Origin of the sequence: Fictibacillus sp. 7GRE50 (genome assembly GCF_015903875.1) — a bacterium.
Taxonomy (GTDB): Bacteria; Bacillota; Bacilli; order Bacillales; family Fictibacillaceae; genus Fictibacillus; species Fictibacillus phosphorivorans.
In genome coordinates, this window is sequence record NZ_JACZDW010000002.1 from 115,072 (window position 1) to 130,996 (window position 15,925).

Here is a 15,925-nt window from a genome sequence, read left to right on the forward strand (position 1 = left end):
TCTCCCTCTATTTTAGTGAATTCCTTTTTTCTTAAACCTTCCGCCTTTTACTTCGGCAATATCAGCAATCGCTAGAAAGGCACTCGTATCAAATTCATCGACAATATCTTTGAGCTTCGCCTCTTCTAGACGAGTGATCACACAGAATACAACACCTTTTTCGTCACCTGTATACGCGCCTTCACCTTTTAGATAGGTAACTCCACGTCCTAAGCGGTGAAGGATGGCGTCCCCGATCTCTTTATGATTATCACTAATGATCCATGCGGACTTCGATTCTTCGAGACCTGTAATCGTTAAGTCAATCGTCTTGAATGCAATAAAGTAAGCGATTAGTGAATACATAGCTCTATCCCAAGTGAAAACAAAACCTGCTGCTCCAAGAATAAAAATATTAAAGAACATGATAATTTCACCAACAGAAAAAGGCAGTTTGTTATTTGAGAGTATAGCTAAGATTTCTGTACCATCTAATGATCCACCACTTCGGATTACCATTCCAATCCCGACACCGATAAATATACCTCCAAAAACAGTCGCTAATAATAAATCGTCTGTAAATGGTGGAACAGGATGCAATAATGTAGTTGCGATTGAAAGAACGATGATTCCATATAATGTTGAGATCGCAAATGTTTTTCCGATCTGCTTATAACCAACAAAAATAAACGGTAAGTTTAATATGAATAGAAAGAGTCCTAATTTTAATCCTGTGATGTGAGATAGCATGATCGAGATACCGGCTATGCCACCATCAATAACATTGTTTGGTACTAAGAATATTTCTAGCCCAACTGCCATCAGTATGGCTCCGAACGTTATGAGGATCGCTCTTGTAGCAAGTTTTCCTTTCGTTAACTTCTTGTGTTGTTTCTTTATCTGGTCCATGGCCTGTGCATTTGTTATCGCTTCTTCTGTCATAAGTACCTCCACACTTTCCCTTATAATCTTACGTCAATCTGCGTTTTAATGGGATCTTCCCTAGAGATCCCAAGATATTTAAGTGTTTCAGAAGGACTTGAATGGTTGAAATGCCTTTGCAATAGAGATATCGCTACTCCTCTTTTATAGGCATGGTAGCCGAATGTTTTACGCAGCGAGTTCGTGCCAATTTTACCTTTGATCCCTGCATGTTCTGCAGCTTGATGAATGACTCGATAAGCTTGCTGTCGAGTAATGGGCAACTTTGTTTTTTTAGATAAAAATAAAAAATCCTCTCGCTTTAGATCTGCACATTCAACATACTGAATAATGATCTTCTTAACCGTTTCGTTTAAGAATACCTCTTTATTCCCCTCTTTATTAGGGATAGAATAAAAATCATGAACGACTAAATCTTCTGATATTAAATCTTTTACTTGTATGCAAAGTAATTCAGTAATTTTTAAACCCGTGTTGATTCCTAAAACAAATAAAACATAATCACGCACCGAGTTTTTCTTTAAATAACGTTTAATCGCATTGATCTCTTTAATATCTCTTAAAGCTTCAACATATTCCATCTGAATATCCACCTTATATGATGTTACTTAATACTATTATATCAAACGGTTATGTAACATTAAAAATATATGCTCAAAGTTATTCCTTTATTAATCTCTGCTTTTCATAAAGAAAAAAACCTCCTTAGAATAGAAGGTTTTTAACATTTAACATGATTCTATATGTTCTTCGTTTATCCTAACCACTTTTACATTTGGATAATGTTTCTGAATTCGAAAAACTAAGTTCTCTACACCGAAGATTTCAGTATATGTGTGATTTCCAACATATAAGGAAATGCCTGCAAAATTTGCATACTGAACAGAATATAACGTTCGTTCTCCCGTAATAAATGCATCGCAGTTCTGTTTCTTCGCATACTCAATGAGTGCTGTATTATTTCCTGCACCAGTAAGGATACCTACTTTGTTGATCCGACGATCGTGATTTTTCCATGCTTTTACTGGTTCTTCCATTACATGTTCAAGTCGTTCTTTTAGTTCCAAAAAAGTAAGTGGCTCATGAAATATGCCGATGCCTGGCAACTCTTGATTATCCTTAAATGAGGATAAACTCGTAATCTCATCAATATCTATCCGTTCGAATAAAGCTGTACTCGTCCCAAATTCCACAAAATCTAGTGGATAATGAGTGAAGTAATGCGATATATGATGTTTCTTTAACGCATCCACACACACTTCTTTCATTCCGTAAACAAAATCCCAAGCATCGTGATGAGTGATCAATAGATCTGCTCTGCTAATATGCGCTTTCTCCACAGTCTCTGGGGTTAAATTTGTCGCATAAGCGATTACTTTAATCTCTTTCTCAACCTTATGCGTAAAGCCGTATTCACCCTCATCTTCAAATTCCTTGATCCACTTTCCAAAAAGCTGTGTCATCAATATCTCGAAATCTCCAGTATTCATAACGGCATCTCCAATTCTTTGTTTCAACCATTATTACATGTTTTTCCATATGATTCTATAAGAAAAGACCAAGTATTTAAACTTGGCCATACCGATTGTACTTATTATGTTTCGTCCTCTAATGAACTTTCAAGGTGCTTCATTAAATCGTAATAGTCATCTGGTCTTTGAAACTGTTCAACAGACCAATGCTGTTTAATCCACTGAGCAACTTCACTAGCACTGTTGAAGACTTCACCTGTCGTATCACTATCCCGTACTGTAAAGACCATATTGTCATAATCAACTGTAACATCACATGGAAACTTTCCGTCCTTTTTATATAGTGAATACTCCACCTTTCTAGCCTCCTTGTAAATTACTTTCTTACAGAAGTAATACCCACTCCCTTCATGTTTTATGACACTTCAAGGAAGAAGTTTTTTAACAAGGTATAAAACATGGCTGTAACGTTCATTCTGTTAAAGATTGCAACTATAGGTCTTTTACGATGGATTTAGCATCATTCGAAAAGGCTGTTTTCGTAAGCTTTGTTGCTTTAGGAAGTGTTGATTTCCGTTCCAGGCTGCTCGCTTTCCACGGGGCAGACGCTGAGCCACATTCGTACGTTTCACTCTTAAGTGTCTCAGCTGTCCGCCTGTCCCGTAGGAGTCTCACACCTTCCACTCCAATCAATTGTCAAAGGTGACAAGGAGTTCAAAGCAACAATCTTTTAGAAAAGAGCGTTCGAAAAACATAAGAATCCCTATCAATTTAATTAGGACAAGGAGTAAATGAGCATGCAAAGTTTGATGATAAAAATTTTAGGTATTCCACTCGCACTTATATTAGCTAACTTTATATTTAAAAGTGTAGATTTTGAATTTGTCCAACCTTATATTTGGATCACGGTCATATTAGCTCCTCTCGGTGTATTGCTAGAATATATTATGGTTCCTCGCATTTCATACAGCAAGCAGCTTACGGTCGATTTTGCTTCAAGTTTTGTACTTGTCTACCTATTGGGACTTGCTTTACCTGGTGTAAGTATCACTTTGTTGGGCTCGTTTCTTATTGCTATCCTGATAACATGTATGGAGGCGATGGTTCATAAGCATTTAATCTCTGATCATTTGGACCATTCTTATCGCTAAACAAAAAAATGATCTGCACTTAACCGTGCTGATCATTTTTTTGTCTTTCATTTATTTTTCACAAATATATACGAAAGCTGGAGGGAAATTTTTCGCTACAAATGATATTTCAACGGTACGAAAGATGCTCTGAAATGTTCTTTTCATCTGAGTAGAATATTGAAATGCTACTAATATCCCCCCTGGCCGTAGCGACCTATATACTTCCTCGACAATCTCGTTTTGTAATTCGCGTGTGAAATTTGCAAAAGGCAGCCCTGAGAAAATCGCATCGAGTGTTTCCTCATCTTTTCCAGTACTACTTAAGATATAACGAGCATCTTCACATACGGTATTTTTAAAAAATTCAAGTTTGAGTTTTTTTCTCATCTCTTCATCTTTTTCGAATATATAAAGCTCTGAGCCTGGCTTTAGATTGCGTATTATTTCTTTGGTTATTACACCAGTGCCGGCTCCTAATTCAGCAGCGATATCTATATGATCCCAGCATAGAGGAGCCGTCATTTTCTTAGCTAAGCTAAGAGAGCTTGGAAACAGACTCCCTACTTGTTTTGGTGATTGAAAAAACTTTTGTATAAATAAAGGGGTTCCGCCTTCCACCCTTAACACCTACTTTAATTCCGATTAATACAATCAATTTTATCTAGTATATTCACGAAATTTAGGTTGGTGAAAATACTGGACTTTTGAAATCTTTTTCCATTTATACCGTTTGTTCCGACATACTTCAGGGAATATTTATTTGGAAGAAATAAACGGAGCTCATCAATGTTTATCAGCTAACCTTACATGCCAAAAGAGAGTGGAAAAAATTATAATTGATAATTATGTTAGGTTTTGTTACATTAAAAAATGGTGTACAGCTGAGATAGACAAAAGAATAAATGAGGTGTATGTATGGATTGGATTAACAATTTAATAGGAAGTGTTAACACATATTTATGGTCTTATATCCTAATTGTCATGCTAATTGGGTTAGGACTTTATTTTACGGTGAGAACAAAATTTGTTCAGTTCCGTATGTTAGGAGAGATGATCCGCCTTTTAGGTGAAGGTGCAAGAGCTGATAAAAAAGGCGTTTCTTCATTCCAGGCTTTTTGTATCAGTACAGCTTCACGCGTAGGTACTGGTAACTTAGCTGGGGTGGCTCTCGCCATTACGGCAGGTGGACCCGGTGCAGTGTTTTGGATGTGGCTGATCGCATTAATTGGATCTGCGTCTGCATTCGTAGAAAGTACGTTAGCTCAGATCTACAAAGTTAGAGATGGCGTTGCATTCCGCGGTGGACCCGCTTATTACATGGAAAAAGCATTGAATGCTCGCTGGATGGGTGTTATTTTTGCCATTTTAATTTCTATCACGTTCGGACTTGCCTTTAATTCTGTTCAATCGAATACGATAGCAAGTGCGTTTGGACAATCATTTGATATAAAACCTGTTTATGTAAGTATTTTCTTAGCCGTTGTAACAGCAATTATCATTTTTGGTGGCATCAAACGTATTGCGAAAGTATCTGAGATCATCGTTCCAATCATGGCAGGTCTTTATATACTCGTAGCTCTGTTTTTGATGATCACAAATATTACAGAACTTCCTGCTGTTTTTAGCATGATCTTCGAAGGTGCTTTCGGTGTAGAGGAAGTAGCTGGCGGAGCACTAGGTGCAGCGATGATGAACGGTATCAAACGTGGTCTGTTCTCAAACGAAGCGGGTATGGGTAGTGCACCGAACGCAGCAGCTACAGCTGATGTCAGCCACCCTGTCAAGCAAGGCTTAATCCAATCCCTAGGTGTTTTTGTTGATACGCTATTGATCTGTTCTTCTACTGCCTTTATCATTCTATTGTCCGGGATGTATGATTCTAAGGAAGCGGATGGCATTATTTTAACGCAAGAAGCTTTAAACACATTACTTGGATCTTGGGGTGGCCCTTTCCTAGCGATAATCGTTATGTTGTTTGCATTCAGTTCCGTAGTTGGAAACTATTATTACGGTGAGTCTAACATCGAGTTTATCAGTACGAACAAAGCTTGGTTGTTCATCTACCGAATAGCTGTTGTAGCTATGGTTGGTTACGGTGCAATAGCATCACTTGATTTTGTTTGGAGTTTAGCTGACATGTTCATGGGACTTATGGCGATCATCAACTTAATTGCTATTTCACTGCTTGGAAAAATTGCCTTTGATGCACTTGGTGACTATATGAAGCAAAAGAAAGAAGGAAAAGATCCTATTTTCCGTCCGTCTAGCATCGGACTAAAAAACACAGAGGCATGGGAAGAAGATGTTTCTACAGATAAATAAATAAAAATAAAAGAAGACTTCCTGAGTGAAGTCTTCTTTTATTTATGTTAGTTTTAAAATAACTGAAGCTTGAAAAAAATAAAAAACTGGCATAGGAGCCAGTTTTAGTTACCATTTATCACTCAACTTATTTTAAGTGGCTTTTTCTTCTGCAGGCGGGGATAGTAAATCCTTTAATTGTTGTTCAAGATCCTGCAAAGAAAGCTCGTATAAATGACGTCCATCTGCTGTCTTATAAATATTATGTAACAATAGATCAGCAATTAAATTTTCTCTTTTTTGATGGTCCGCTGACACGTTCAATCCCTCCTGTAAATCTCTTCAACATTTTACTTACCCTGAAATGATGGAGAAAAAACTTCCATTAATAGTTTATGTAAAAAAATGACGAAGGTGATGTAATTTTACGACCATTATCTTCCGTCAAGATTACCCGCTTTTGGTTAAAATGTCAATTGTTACAAGACAATAATTGTCGTTGTTACTGTAAAACGATTTGTTGAATACTGGAGGGCTACATAATTGTAAAAAATAAAGGAGAGTTGTTATGTTCGAAGGTGGTCTTAACGTAGATTATTTTATTTTATTACTTGCAATCTTACTGCTGCTAGGTGTGGTGACTACAAAATTTTCTTCTCGTTTTGGAGTACCCGCTCTTGTTCTATTTATTGGATTAGGGATGCTTGTTGGAAGTGACGGGCTTAATTTTATTTATTTTGATGATCCACACTTAAGTCAGCTTGTTGGAGTAATTGCTCTGATTATTATTCTATTTGAAGGTGGGCTACAGACAAAATGGGGAAGCGTAAAACCTATCTTGACCACATCACTTTCACTCGCAACTTTTGGCGTATTCCTTACAACTGCTGTTGTAGCTGTATCTGTTAAGTTGTTATTAGATGTTAATTGGCTTGAAGCTTTTCTATTCGGATCAATCGTTGGTTCAACAGATGCTGCAGCGGTTTTCTCTGTATTAGCCGGAAAAAATGTGAAAGAAAAGCTTTCTTCAACGCTTGAAGCAGAATCTGGTTCCAATGATCCTATGGCAGTATTTTTAACGATTACCTTTATAGAACTGCTCACAAAAGATTCCACTTCAATCCTTGGACTCATTCTTTCATTCTTTTGGCAGATGGGAATGGGAGCTGTATTTGGGTATCTCTTTGGTAAACTTGCGGTTTATGCCATCAACCGTATACGACTTGAATCTAGTGGACTCTATCCAGTTTTCGCTCTCTCATTTGCTATACTGACATATGCCATTACGATGCTCGCAGGTGCAAGCGGATTACTCGCTGTATATGTTGCAGCTGTGTTTATGGGTAACAGCCACCTTACATACAGAAACTCAATTGTACGATTTAATGAGGGATTCGCATGGATGATGCAAATTTTAATGTTTGCCATATTAGGTCTTCTTGTTTTTCCAAGTGAGCTGTTTCATGTTGATATCATGCTAAAAGGCTTAATGATCTCTTTCGTACTTATTGTTATCGCACGTCCAATAGGTGTTTTTCTAAGTATGCCTACTTCTGCTTTTTCAATAAATGAAAAATTATTTATCTCATGGTCTGGACTTCGTGGCGCTGTTCCTATTGTTCTAGCGACGTTCCCACTCATTGAAGGTGTAGAGAACAGCCAATTACTCTTTAATCTTGTATTCTTCGTTGTTCTTACTTCGGCTCTCATCCAAGGATCTACTATTCCTTGGGTAGCACAGAAATTAAAATTAACTGAAAAAGAAAAACCTACTTCTCCACATGTATTGGAACTTGTTTCAATGGGTAAAGCGAACGCAGAGATCGTAGAGTTCTTTGTACCAGAACATGCAAAAATCATTGGACAGACACTTGAAGAAATTTCATTACCAAAAGAATCTGCCGTTAGTGCAATGATCCGTGGTGACGAATTGATCACACCAACAGGAAGAACCGAGATTCACGCTCACGATATACTTTATATTATGGCTCATAAGAATAAACTGAAGAGTGTGACCGAATATTTATCAAAACAGAATATCGAAAAGAATTAAAAAAAGCCGGGGAACGTTACCCCGGCTTTTCTTATGCTCCTTTTTCTACATTTACTTGATGAGGATACGGAATCTCGATGCCGTTTACGTCTAAAGCTTCTTTCAAAGCTTTGCGCAACTCTCTCTCGACCGCCCACTGTTCTCCGTTTATCGTCTTAGAAATAATACGGATGACAACGTCGGAGGAGCCTAACATCTGAACACCTAACACGTTCGGTCCTTCGATAATGCTAGGGTTCTTTTCTTTTACTTTGTCGCAAGCATCTTGTAATACAACAAGAGCCTTATCTATATTTTCTTCGTATGCGATCCCAATATCAACGAGTGCTCGCATATTACCGCGTGTATGGTTTGCGATCGTACTGATCTCACGGTTCGGCATATAATTTAATGTACCATCAAATGCACGTATGTGGGTCGTTCGTAAACCCACTTCTTCTACAATTCCATCAACACCGCCAATCGTTACGTAATCTCCAACCTCCATCTGTTTTTCAAGGAGGATGAAGAATCCGGTAACAACATCACTTACAAGTCCCTGTGCTCCAAAACCTATGGCTAATCCGACTACTCCAGCCCCCGCAATAAGAGTACCAATTTCAAGTCCGAACTGCTTGAATAAGATACCAGCAAAAACAAAGATTAATACGTATGAAAATAGGTTGACCACAAGCTTTTGCAACGTAATGATTCTTCCTGAAGACATCTTTCTATGTGTTGCTGCTTTATCAAACATTCGGTTGATCACACGTCTACCGATTGAACGGATAACCAAGAACATGACGATGATCAATAAGAATTTCGCCGCCCATAAACCAGCTGCTAGCATAATCTCAGCCCAATTTATTTTCCCCATCCAATTTTGCCATTTTTCCAAAAAAACCACTCCCACTATATACAATAGAATACTCCCTATTGTACAAAGCTTCGAGTGGCTTTTCAATCTTTAACAAAAACTATCGCGCCATAACTGGAGTTCGATCAATCAGAAAGCCCATATCTTCTAACATCTTATGGTCTGCTGTTGACTCTTGCCCTCTCGTCGTCAGATAGTCACCTACGAATATGGAGTTCGCGGCGTATAGACCGAGTGGCTGCAGACTTCTCAAGTTCACCTCACGTCCCCCTGAAATGCGAATCTCCTTTGTAGGGTTGATATAACGAAATAATGCAAGTACCTTTAAACAGTAGCGTGGATCTAACTCGTCTGTCCCTTCTAGCGGTGTTCCATCGATCGCATGCAAGAAATTCACTGGAATAGAATCTGCGTCTAGTACGTTAAGACTTCTTGCCATATCAATAACATCTTGTTTCGTCTCTCGCATACCAACGATAACTCCTGAGCAGGGAGAGATTCCGCTTTCCTTAACGATGTTTACCGTATTCACTCGATCATCATATGTATGAGACGTTGTAATATTTTTATGATTCCGAGCTGAAGTGTTTAAGTTATGATTGTATCGATCGACACCCGCTTCTTTTAGACGCTCTGCTTGTTCAGGTTTTAAGATTCCTAGACAAGCACATACTTTTAAGCCATATGTATCTTTGATTTCTTTGACAGCTTCAACCACTTTATCTACATCTCGATTAGAGGGTCCGCGACCACTCGCAACGATGCAATATGTTCCAACGTTCAAGTTATAGGCTGATTCAGCCCCTCTAACCATCTCATCTTTATCCATCATTCGATAAGTCTCAATAGGTGCAGTTGAAACAATAGATTGCGAGCAATATCCACAGTTTTCTGGGCATGCGCCTGACTTTGTATTAATAATCATATTGAGTTTCACTAGATTACCATAATAATGCTTTCTGATTTGATAAGCCCCATGCAGAAGCAAGAGCAAATCCTCATCTGGACAATTCAAAATATCAAGTGCTTCTTCGTTCGTAATCTCTTCCCCACTCAAAACTTTATTCGCAAGAGCATTCCATATCATCTTTACTGCACTCCTTTATGATGCATGTTTTGTTCGTTGAGAAATCGTCTTATTACGTGCAAAGTTAATTCTCGGAGCTAACATACTTGCACAAATGGCTAGAATGATATCTTTAGGTAGTGGAACCATCATCCACGCCCATGCCATAGAATATGTGAAACCTTCTGGTGCATCTGCCCAAATTTTATACGCCAAGAACATTAGGTTTGTCCCTACAATGTAGTTAATCGCTGTTCCTACAAGTGTTGCTACAATATAAGAAGTTTTTCCGCCATACTTTTCAATGATCAGACCCGTAAGATATGCCACTAAAATGTACGATAATAAAAATCCAAAAGTCGGGCTGATCACTGTTGCAAAGCCACCTTTAAATTGAGCGAAGACAGGTGCTCCGACTAATCCGACTAATACGTATACACTCATCGCGATGGACCCTAATCTACTTCCTAACAAGGCTCCTGCCAGAATACAAAAAAAGGTCTGCAGCGTGATCGGCACTCCCCCAACCACCATGAAAGGAAACATGGTCGTGATGTTTGCACCTATTGCCATAAGAGCGACAAACATGCCGACTAACGTAATATCGATCGTTTTCAAGCCATTTCTTTGTGCTGTCATCTTTATTAACCTCCAAATATAAGTTCTGTATACGATTTAGAATAGCGAAGGTTCACAATTACGTCAACTTAAATTAAAATCAGGTTAACATTTATGTTATAAGTAAACCATTCAAAAGACTGGAATGGTTTACTCCATTAATGAGCTTGTCGACTATCGTCGAAGATCGTTTAAAATATTTTATGTGTGAAATTGTGTGCAGTTACCGTGAATAAAGATTACCGTGAAGTTAGTGGTTTTTTAGCAAAAAAACTGGCTATCTGTGTGCTTAGTTCCCACACCTCAAGCCAGTTTCACGTCAATCATTTTATTTGTCTCCTGTAAACTTGATTCCTTTTACAAAATATCGGTTAAAGAAAGCGTACAGGACAATAATCGGTAAAGTAAAGACCATCGATGCGGCCATTATATAGTTCCAAAATGAGATGAACTGACCTTTGAACGAGTTCAGTCCTAGTGGCAGAGTGAACATGTCTTGATCGGACAAAATGATGAGTGGTCTCATAAAGTCGTTCCAGAACGCCATGAACACGAAGATCGTCTGAGCTGCAAGTGCCGGTTTAGCAAGTGGCAAAACGATACGGAAAAATGTACCGAAGCGTCCAAGCCCGTCGATCGCAGCAGCTTCTTCGACTTCTTTTGGAAAATTGATAAAGAACTGTCTCATCATAAAAATGAACGTCGCGTTCACCGCACCTGGAATGATCATTCCTTGATACGAGTTCAGCCATCCAAGTTCTTTAAGTATTAAGAAGTTTGGAATGAGCGTTACTTGGAAAGGAATCATCAATACGGCCAAGATCATTAAGAAGATGCTCTTTTTCCCTGGAAAGCTTAATCTTGCGAGTGCATATCCAGCCATAGAATTGAACAATAAGTTTAATAGGGTTCCGATTGTTGCAATGAACAAACTATTAAACAACCATCTTCCGAATAGTGGCTCCCTCGTAAAGATCTGTTTATAGTTATCAAGTGTAAAGTCTTTTGGAATAAAATTAATCGATCCACTTACGATCTCACCAAGTGTTTTAAAGGAAGAAGACAGTGCCCACAAAAACGGAATAACGGTGATGATTGCGTAAACGACAAGGATTACATACAAAGCTTTTCTTCCAGCCGTACGTTTTTTCATGGTATCTCCTCCTTAGTATAGTGATTCTTCTTTTGAAAATTTGCGCTGTAAAAGGGTTGCAACTAAGATGATGATGGCAAGCATGAAAGCGATAGCTGTAGCATAACCCATCGTTCCTAGTGTCTTAAATGCATATTGATAGATTAAGAGAACGACCGTTAGAGTGGAGTTGTTCGGTCCGCCTGACCCTCCAGAGAAAATATAAGATTGATCGAAAAGCTGGAATGTCCCGATCAGACCCATGATCACTACAAAGGATGTTACCGGCCGTAAGTTTGGAACCGTAATATGCCAAAACTTTTGAATCGGACCTGCTCCGTCGAGTTCAGCAGCTTCATAATGACTATCTGGAATGTCTTGAAGAGCAGCTAAATAAATAACCATGAAAAACGGTGCTGTTGCCCAGATATTCATAATCATGATAGCGATTAGAGCTACGTCTGGATCACCAATCCAGTTATACGTTGGTAGATTTAAGAACTTTAGGACATAGTTAATCAATCCGTTCTGATTATACATCCACATAAAAATAAGTGTTAACACAGCAGATGAAGTTAACGTTGGTAAGAAGTATACGATACGAAAGAACTTCTGACCTTTGAGCCCTGCATTCAATGAAGCTGCTAATACTAAAGCTAGGAACGTCTGGGTTGGCACTACGATTGCAACATAGATAGCCGTGTTCTTGAGTGCAATAATGGCTCGATCATCAAATGTTACTTTCATAAAGTTATCAAGACCTCTAAACTCGTAGGTGGCTCCGCCGATCAGTTCTACTTTATGAAAGGAAAGAAACACAGCATAAAGGATCGGTGCGATTACAAATACGCCTAACACGAGCAGCGCTGGCAGTAGAAATAGATACCCTTGCCCTGCTTCTCTTCTATCTTTTTTTGATAACATCTTCACATGGTTCACCTCGATTCATAAGTTATTATTCTGTTACTTTTATCTCTCTGTTCGCCTGTTTTTCTGCATCATTTAATGCTTCTTTTAAAGGTCGATCACCCAAGTACGCACTCAGGAATTGATTGTTAAAATTGTTCATCACGATTGGCAATGTTGGCCCATCCTGCCATACAGTTGCATATTCTGCTCCGCTAACAAGCGGACCGCGTAGTTTGTCTTGATCGAATCCTAGTTCAGCGGCTACAGACTTTCTTGTTGGAAGTGCAAAACCTTTGCTCGTCCACTTCTTCATACCTTCTTTACCCGTGAGATACTCAATCAGTTCCCAAGATTCTTTCTTATGCTCTGATTCTGCATTCATAGCGTATCCGACCGTGAAGGACATCGTTCCTTTTTTACCGTTTACAGTCGGCAATTCAGCTGTTCCATAATCGAGCTCTGGAAACGTGTCTTCTAAAAACGGGATGTTCCAATTTCCTTCCATTACCATTGCTGCATTGCCGCGACCGAACATCTCACCAGCTGATTGCCCTGCACCCACTTCTGAAGGTGTTGCTGCAGTCTTATCTTTCACGTGCATATCAACAACTGGCTGAATGGCGTCTACGACTTTATCGTCAGCAAAAGTGGCTCGACCGTCTGTGATGACCTGTCCACCACGAGATTCTGCCATATAATACATCCGTTCAATCTGTGGAAGCATACCAAGTCCGTATACTTGCTTTTCTTGATCGGTCAACTTTTTAGCCGCTAACTCCATTTCTTCCCACGTTTGTGGAGGTTCTGTAATTCCGGCTTCTTTAAACATCTTTTTGTTATAAAAAAGAGCAAGAGTTGAGTAATCCTTTGGTAAACCATAAAGCTCCTCACCTTTTTTAAAGGCGTCAAGCATCGGCTTTTCAAAATCTGCTAGATCAAAGTCTTGAGTCACATATTTGTTGAGCGGTTCAACAGCGCCTGTCTCGATTAAAGCAGGGGCTTCAAAAGCATCAAGATAGAATACATCTGCTGCAGTACCTCCGATCAATCGGGTCTTTAGTACGTCCATGTACTGATCACTGATTGTATTCAATTTCACATCGATGTGAGGATGTTCTTTTTCAAAATCTGAAAGGACTTCATCTAAAAGTTTCTTCTCAGTCGGATTCCCTCCCCATCCACTCAGTACGATCTCTGTTTTTTCTGATTGACTTTCTTCATTTCCACAGCCAGATAATATCGTTGCTAGAAGCAATGAAGATATACTTAACGTAGACAGCCACTTTGTACGCCTCATTTTCTCAAGCTCCCTTCTTTAACTAAACTAAGGTGATGAATCACTCTATTTTTGAATCACTTGATATCCTGTCGTATTCTCTTTAATCTCCACTATCGTTTTTTCTTTCTCACGTCGAACATGAACAGAAAGATGTCCTTCGCCAATCTTAATTCCATCTACTCTAAGCTCATTCATGTTCTCTAACAGGTGTGGAGAGAGGTGAACGACTTTATTTAAACTATCAGGAAATAAACCAAGAATGGTTTGGATGAAAACTAATGGTGTTCCTGCAGCCCAAGCTTGAGGTGAACACGCGACCGGATATTTTACTGCTCTTCCTGTTTTAGAACCATATCCACAGAAAAGCTCAGGAAGTCTGTCGTATTCAAAGTGACTAGCAGCTTTAATCAATCCTGATATCACAGTGTTTGCATCCCTTTGGTGGTTAACCTTACTCATTCCAAGCAAAATCATGCTGTTGTCATGTGGCCATATGCTACCATCGTGGTAACTCATCGGGTTGTACCCGGCTTCTTCTTCTGCCATCGTTCGAATACCATAACCAGAGAAAAAACGAGGTGAAACAAGTTTTTCTATCACCTTACTTGCTTTATGATCGTCCAGCATCTCTGCAAAAAGAACATGACCAGGATTGGTCGTTAATGTACCTACCTGTTTTTTATCCTTGTCTAACGCAATCGCATGGAACCCTTGCTCTTCCATCCAGAATTTCTCATCATACAATCTCTTTAGCTTTTCAGCTTCATTACGAAGTCTGTTTGCTTCCTCCACTTTTCCTTGTACTTCGAAAATGGCGGCGATACCGTTTTTAGCTTGATATACATAACCTTGAACCTCTGATAACGCGATCGGTGTTTCAGCGTAATCTCCGTTTCGATGCACGATAGAATCTCCGGAATCCTTCCACCCTTGGTTCGCGATTCCCTTACTCGATTCTTGATGATATTCTACGAATCCATCACCATCACGATCACCATATTCATCGATCCAATTCAGTGCAGCCTCTACATTCGGCTGCAGTTGATCTGCCAAAGTTAAATCACCTGTCCATTTTGTATACTCAGATAAAAGAACCAAAAACAGAGGTGTTGCATCAATCGTCCCGTAATAAGGTGTAAAAGGAACTTGGTTTGTAGAAGCTAGTTCTCCGTAACGAATTTCATGCATAATCTTTCCAGGCTGCTCATCCCGCCATGGATCTACCTTAGTACCTTGTTGAGATGCCATGGTTAATAAAGTGCCTTTTGCGATTTCAGGATTAAAGGCAAGCATCTGAAGCGCAGCGATCAAACTATCTCTTCCGAAAGGAACACCAAACCAAGGTAACCCCGCGACCGGAAATGCTCCATGCCCAATATCTGTTAGCAATACGCGAAGATCCATAATTCCTCTGTCAACAAGTCGTTGAAGAGGCTGATGATCTGTTTGAACTTTTGTTGTGTCTCTTTCCCAATCTTTGTATGAAGTCTTAAGTAGTTGAAGCGCTTTCTTAGGATCCATAACTGTTCCTGATTTCCCGTTTATTTCTGGAGTTACAGAAAACGTAACCGTCTCGGTCTCACCGTGATTCAAATGAAAATCAAATGCGATAGATCCGTCCCTATCAACTGACTTTGCATCTCGATCCCATTGAACTCTCGTCCCACGTTCAATATCGTCAGCGCCCTTGTAAAAATAATTGATAGAGTTCTCTGTAAATTCTTCGCCCGTCCTTCTTCCAATTTCACCATATTGAAACCCGCGAATAATAAACATGTCAGTAAAATCAGCATCAACATGAACACTAATTTCAAAATCTACCGGCTTTGGATAATAGCTTTTCAGATTAAGTGTTTCGTATAAAACTCCATCATAAATTAAGCGCTTTCTTTCGATTTCTACAGATTCCCTCCATAGAATGAGTTTTCCGTCTTCTTCCATGTGAGGGTTGGTTAGCAGGATTTCAGCTTCATAATTCTCATCCGCAGATGAAGATAGAAGAATGGGATCTTGACCGTTTATCTTGATATCGAACTTGCTAAGAAACCGGGTGTCTTTCGTATACAAACCTAGTCCGTAATCATTCTCTTTCGGGATATTACCTTTGTCATCTGTTAAAAAAAATAGATCGTTTTCTTTGATTACACGGTAGTTCATTTACTGAATCCTCCTGTTTTTTTTAAGA

General features: G+C 39.1%; 17 protein-coding genes. 3 read left to right on the plus strand and 14 right to left on the minus strand.

Going from position 1 to position 15,925, the window contains the following annotated elements:
• Positions 1-12: 12 nt before the first annotated feature.
• The 5 genes from IHV12_RS07660 to IHV12_RS07680 all read right to left on the minus strand — a co-directional run bounded on the left by IHV12_RS07660 (position 13) and on the right by IHV12_RS07680 (position 3,068).
• The gene (locus tag IHV12_RS07660; protein WP_370568779.1) at positions 13-921 is read right to left on the minus strand and encodes a YitT family protein; all 909 of its coding nucleotides are present in this window, start codon (positions 919-921) and stop codon (positions 13-15) included.
• Between the two features lie 20 nt (positions 922-941).
• Positions 942-1,502, minus strand: a complete 561-nt coding sequence (locus IHV12_RS07665) for a tyrosine-type recombinase/integrase (RefSeq protein ID WP_197127340.1) — start codon at positions 1,500-1,502, stop codon at positions 942-944.
• A gap of 147 nt (positions 1,503-1,649) precedes the next feature.
• Positions 1,650-2,411, minus strand: coding sequence for a Nif3-like dinuclear metal center hexameric protein (locus IHV12_RS07670; protein ID WP_197190465.1), 762 nt, complete (start codon positions 2,409-2,411; stop codon positions 1,650-1,652).
• Between the two features lie 104 nt (positions 2,412-2,515).
• Positions 2,516-2,749 carry a hypothetical protein gene (locus IHV12_RS07675; RefSeq protein WP_197127338.1) on the minus strand — a complete coding sequence of 78 codons (234 nt, stop codon included), beginning with the start codon at positions 2,747-2,749 and terminating at the stop codon, positions 2,516-2,518.
• Between the two features lie 136 nt (positions 2,750-2,885).
• Complete coding sequence (locus IHV12_RS07680) at positions 2,886-3,068, minus strand: hypothetical protein (protein WP_197190466.1); 183 nt, start codon at positions 3,066-3,068, stop codon at positions 2,886-2,888.
• A gap of 122 nt (positions 3,069-3,190) precedes the next feature.
• On the opposite strand from IHV12_RS07680, the gene IHV12_RS07685 reads away from it, so the two are divergent.
• Entirely contained in the window at positions 3,191-3,544 is a 354-nt protein-coding gene (locus IHV12_RS07685) for a DUF2512 family protein (RefSeq protein WP_197190467.1), read from the plus strand.
• 51 nt (positions 3,545-3,595) lie between these two features.
• Here the strand turns inward: IHV12_RS07685 and IHV12_RS07690 are convergent, their stop codons facing one another.
• The gene (locus IHV12_RS07690; protein WP_370568780.1) at positions 3,596-4,144 is read right to left on the minus strand and encodes a class I SAM-dependent methyltransferase; all 549 of its coding nucleotides are present in this window, start codon (positions 4,142-4,144) and stop codon (positions 3,596-3,598) included.
• A gap of 297 nt (positions 4,145-4,441) precedes the next feature.
• Here IHV12_RS07690 and IHV12_RS07695 point away from each other — a divergent pair, with 297 nt between their 5' ends.
• On the plus strand, positions 4,442-5,848 hold the full coding sequence (locus tag IHV12_RS07695; RefSeq protein WP_197190468.1) for an alanine/glycine:cation symporter family protein: 1,407 nt from the start codon (positions 4,442-4,444) through the stop codon (positions 5,846-5,848).
• A 132-nt stretch (positions 5,849-5,980) separates the two neighbouring features.
• Here the strand turns inward: IHV12_RS07695 and IHV12_RS07700 are convergent, their stop codons facing one another.
• The gene (locus IHV12_RS07700; RefSeq protein WP_312035158.1) at positions 5,981-6,145 is read right to left on the minus strand and encodes a Fur-regulated basic protein FbpA; all 165 of its coding nucleotides are present in this window, start codon (positions 6,143-6,145) and stop codon (positions 5,981-5,983) included.
• A gap of 250 nt (positions 6,146-6,395) precedes the next feature.
• Here IHV12_RS07700 and IHV12_RS07705 point away from each other — a divergent pair, with 250 nt between their 5' ends.
• The gene (locus IHV12_RS07705; RefSeq protein ID WP_197127333.1) at positions 6,396-7,880 is read left to right on the plus strand and encodes a potassium/proton antiporter; all 1,485 of its coding nucleotides are present in this window, start codon (positions 6,396-6,398) and stop codon (positions 7,878-7,880) included.
• A gap of 31 nt (positions 7,881-7,911) precedes the next feature.
• On the opposite strand, the gene IHV12_RS07710 is transcribed toward IHV12_RS07705, so the two are convergent.
• The 7 genes from IHV12_RS07710 to IHV12_RS07740 all read right to left on the minus strand — a co-directional run bounded on the left by IHV12_RS07710 (position 7,912) and on the right by IHV12_RS07740 (position 15,897).
• Positions 7,912-8,736 carry a mechanosensitive ion channel family protein gene (locus IHV12_RS07710; RefSeq protein WP_197190874.1) on the minus strand — a complete coding sequence of 275 codons (825 nt, stop codon included), beginning with the start codon at positions 8,734-8,736 and terminating at the stop codon, positions 7,912-7,914.
• A gap of 100 nt (positions 8,737-8,836) precedes the next feature.
• On the minus strand, positions 8,837-9,823 hold the full coding sequence (gene bioB, locus IHV12_RS07715) for a biotin synthase BioB (RefSeq protein WP_197190469.1): 987 nt from the start codon (positions 9,821-9,823) through the stop codon (positions 8,837-8,839).
• Positions 9,824-9,838: 15 nt separating this feature from the next.
• Positions 9,839-10,441: a biotin transporter BioY gene (locus IHV12_RS07720; protein WP_197190470.1), complete on the minus strand. Its 603-nt coding sequence runs from the start codon at positions 10,439-10,441 to the stop codon at positions 9,839-9,841.
• A 307-nt stretch (positions 10,442-10,748) separates the two neighbouring features.
• Positions 10,749-11,573 carry a carbohydrate ABC transporter permease gene (locus IHV12_RS07725; protein ID WP_153238839.1) on the minus strand — a complete coding sequence of 275 codons (825 nt, stop codon included), beginning with the start codon at positions 11,571-11,573 and terminating at the stop codon, positions 10,749-10,751.
• Positions 11,574-11,585: 12 nt separating this feature from the next.
• Positions 11,586-12,476 carry a carbohydrate ABC transporter permease gene (locus IHV12_RS07730; RefSeq protein WP_144703621.1) on the minus strand — a complete coding sequence of 297 codons (891 nt, stop codon included), beginning with the start codon at positions 12,474-12,476 and terminating at the stop codon, positions 11,586-11,588.
• A 31-nt stretch (positions 12,477-12,507) separates the two neighbouring features.
• Positions 12,508-13,758 carry an ABC transporter substrate-binding protein gene (locus IHV12_RS07735; RefSeq protein ID WP_197190471.1) on the minus strand — a complete coding sequence of 417 codons (1,251 nt, stop codon included), beginning with the start codon at positions 13,756-13,758 and terminating at the stop codon, positions 12,508-12,510.
• Positions 13,759-13,803: 45 nt separating this feature from the next.
• Positions 13,804-15,897, minus strand: coding sequence for an amylo-alpha-1,6-glucosidase (locus IHV12_RS07740; RefSeq protein WP_197190472.1), 2,094 nt, complete (start codon positions 15,895-15,897; stop codon positions 13,804-13,806).
• Between the last annotated feature and the right edge of the window lie 28 nt (positions 15,898-15,925).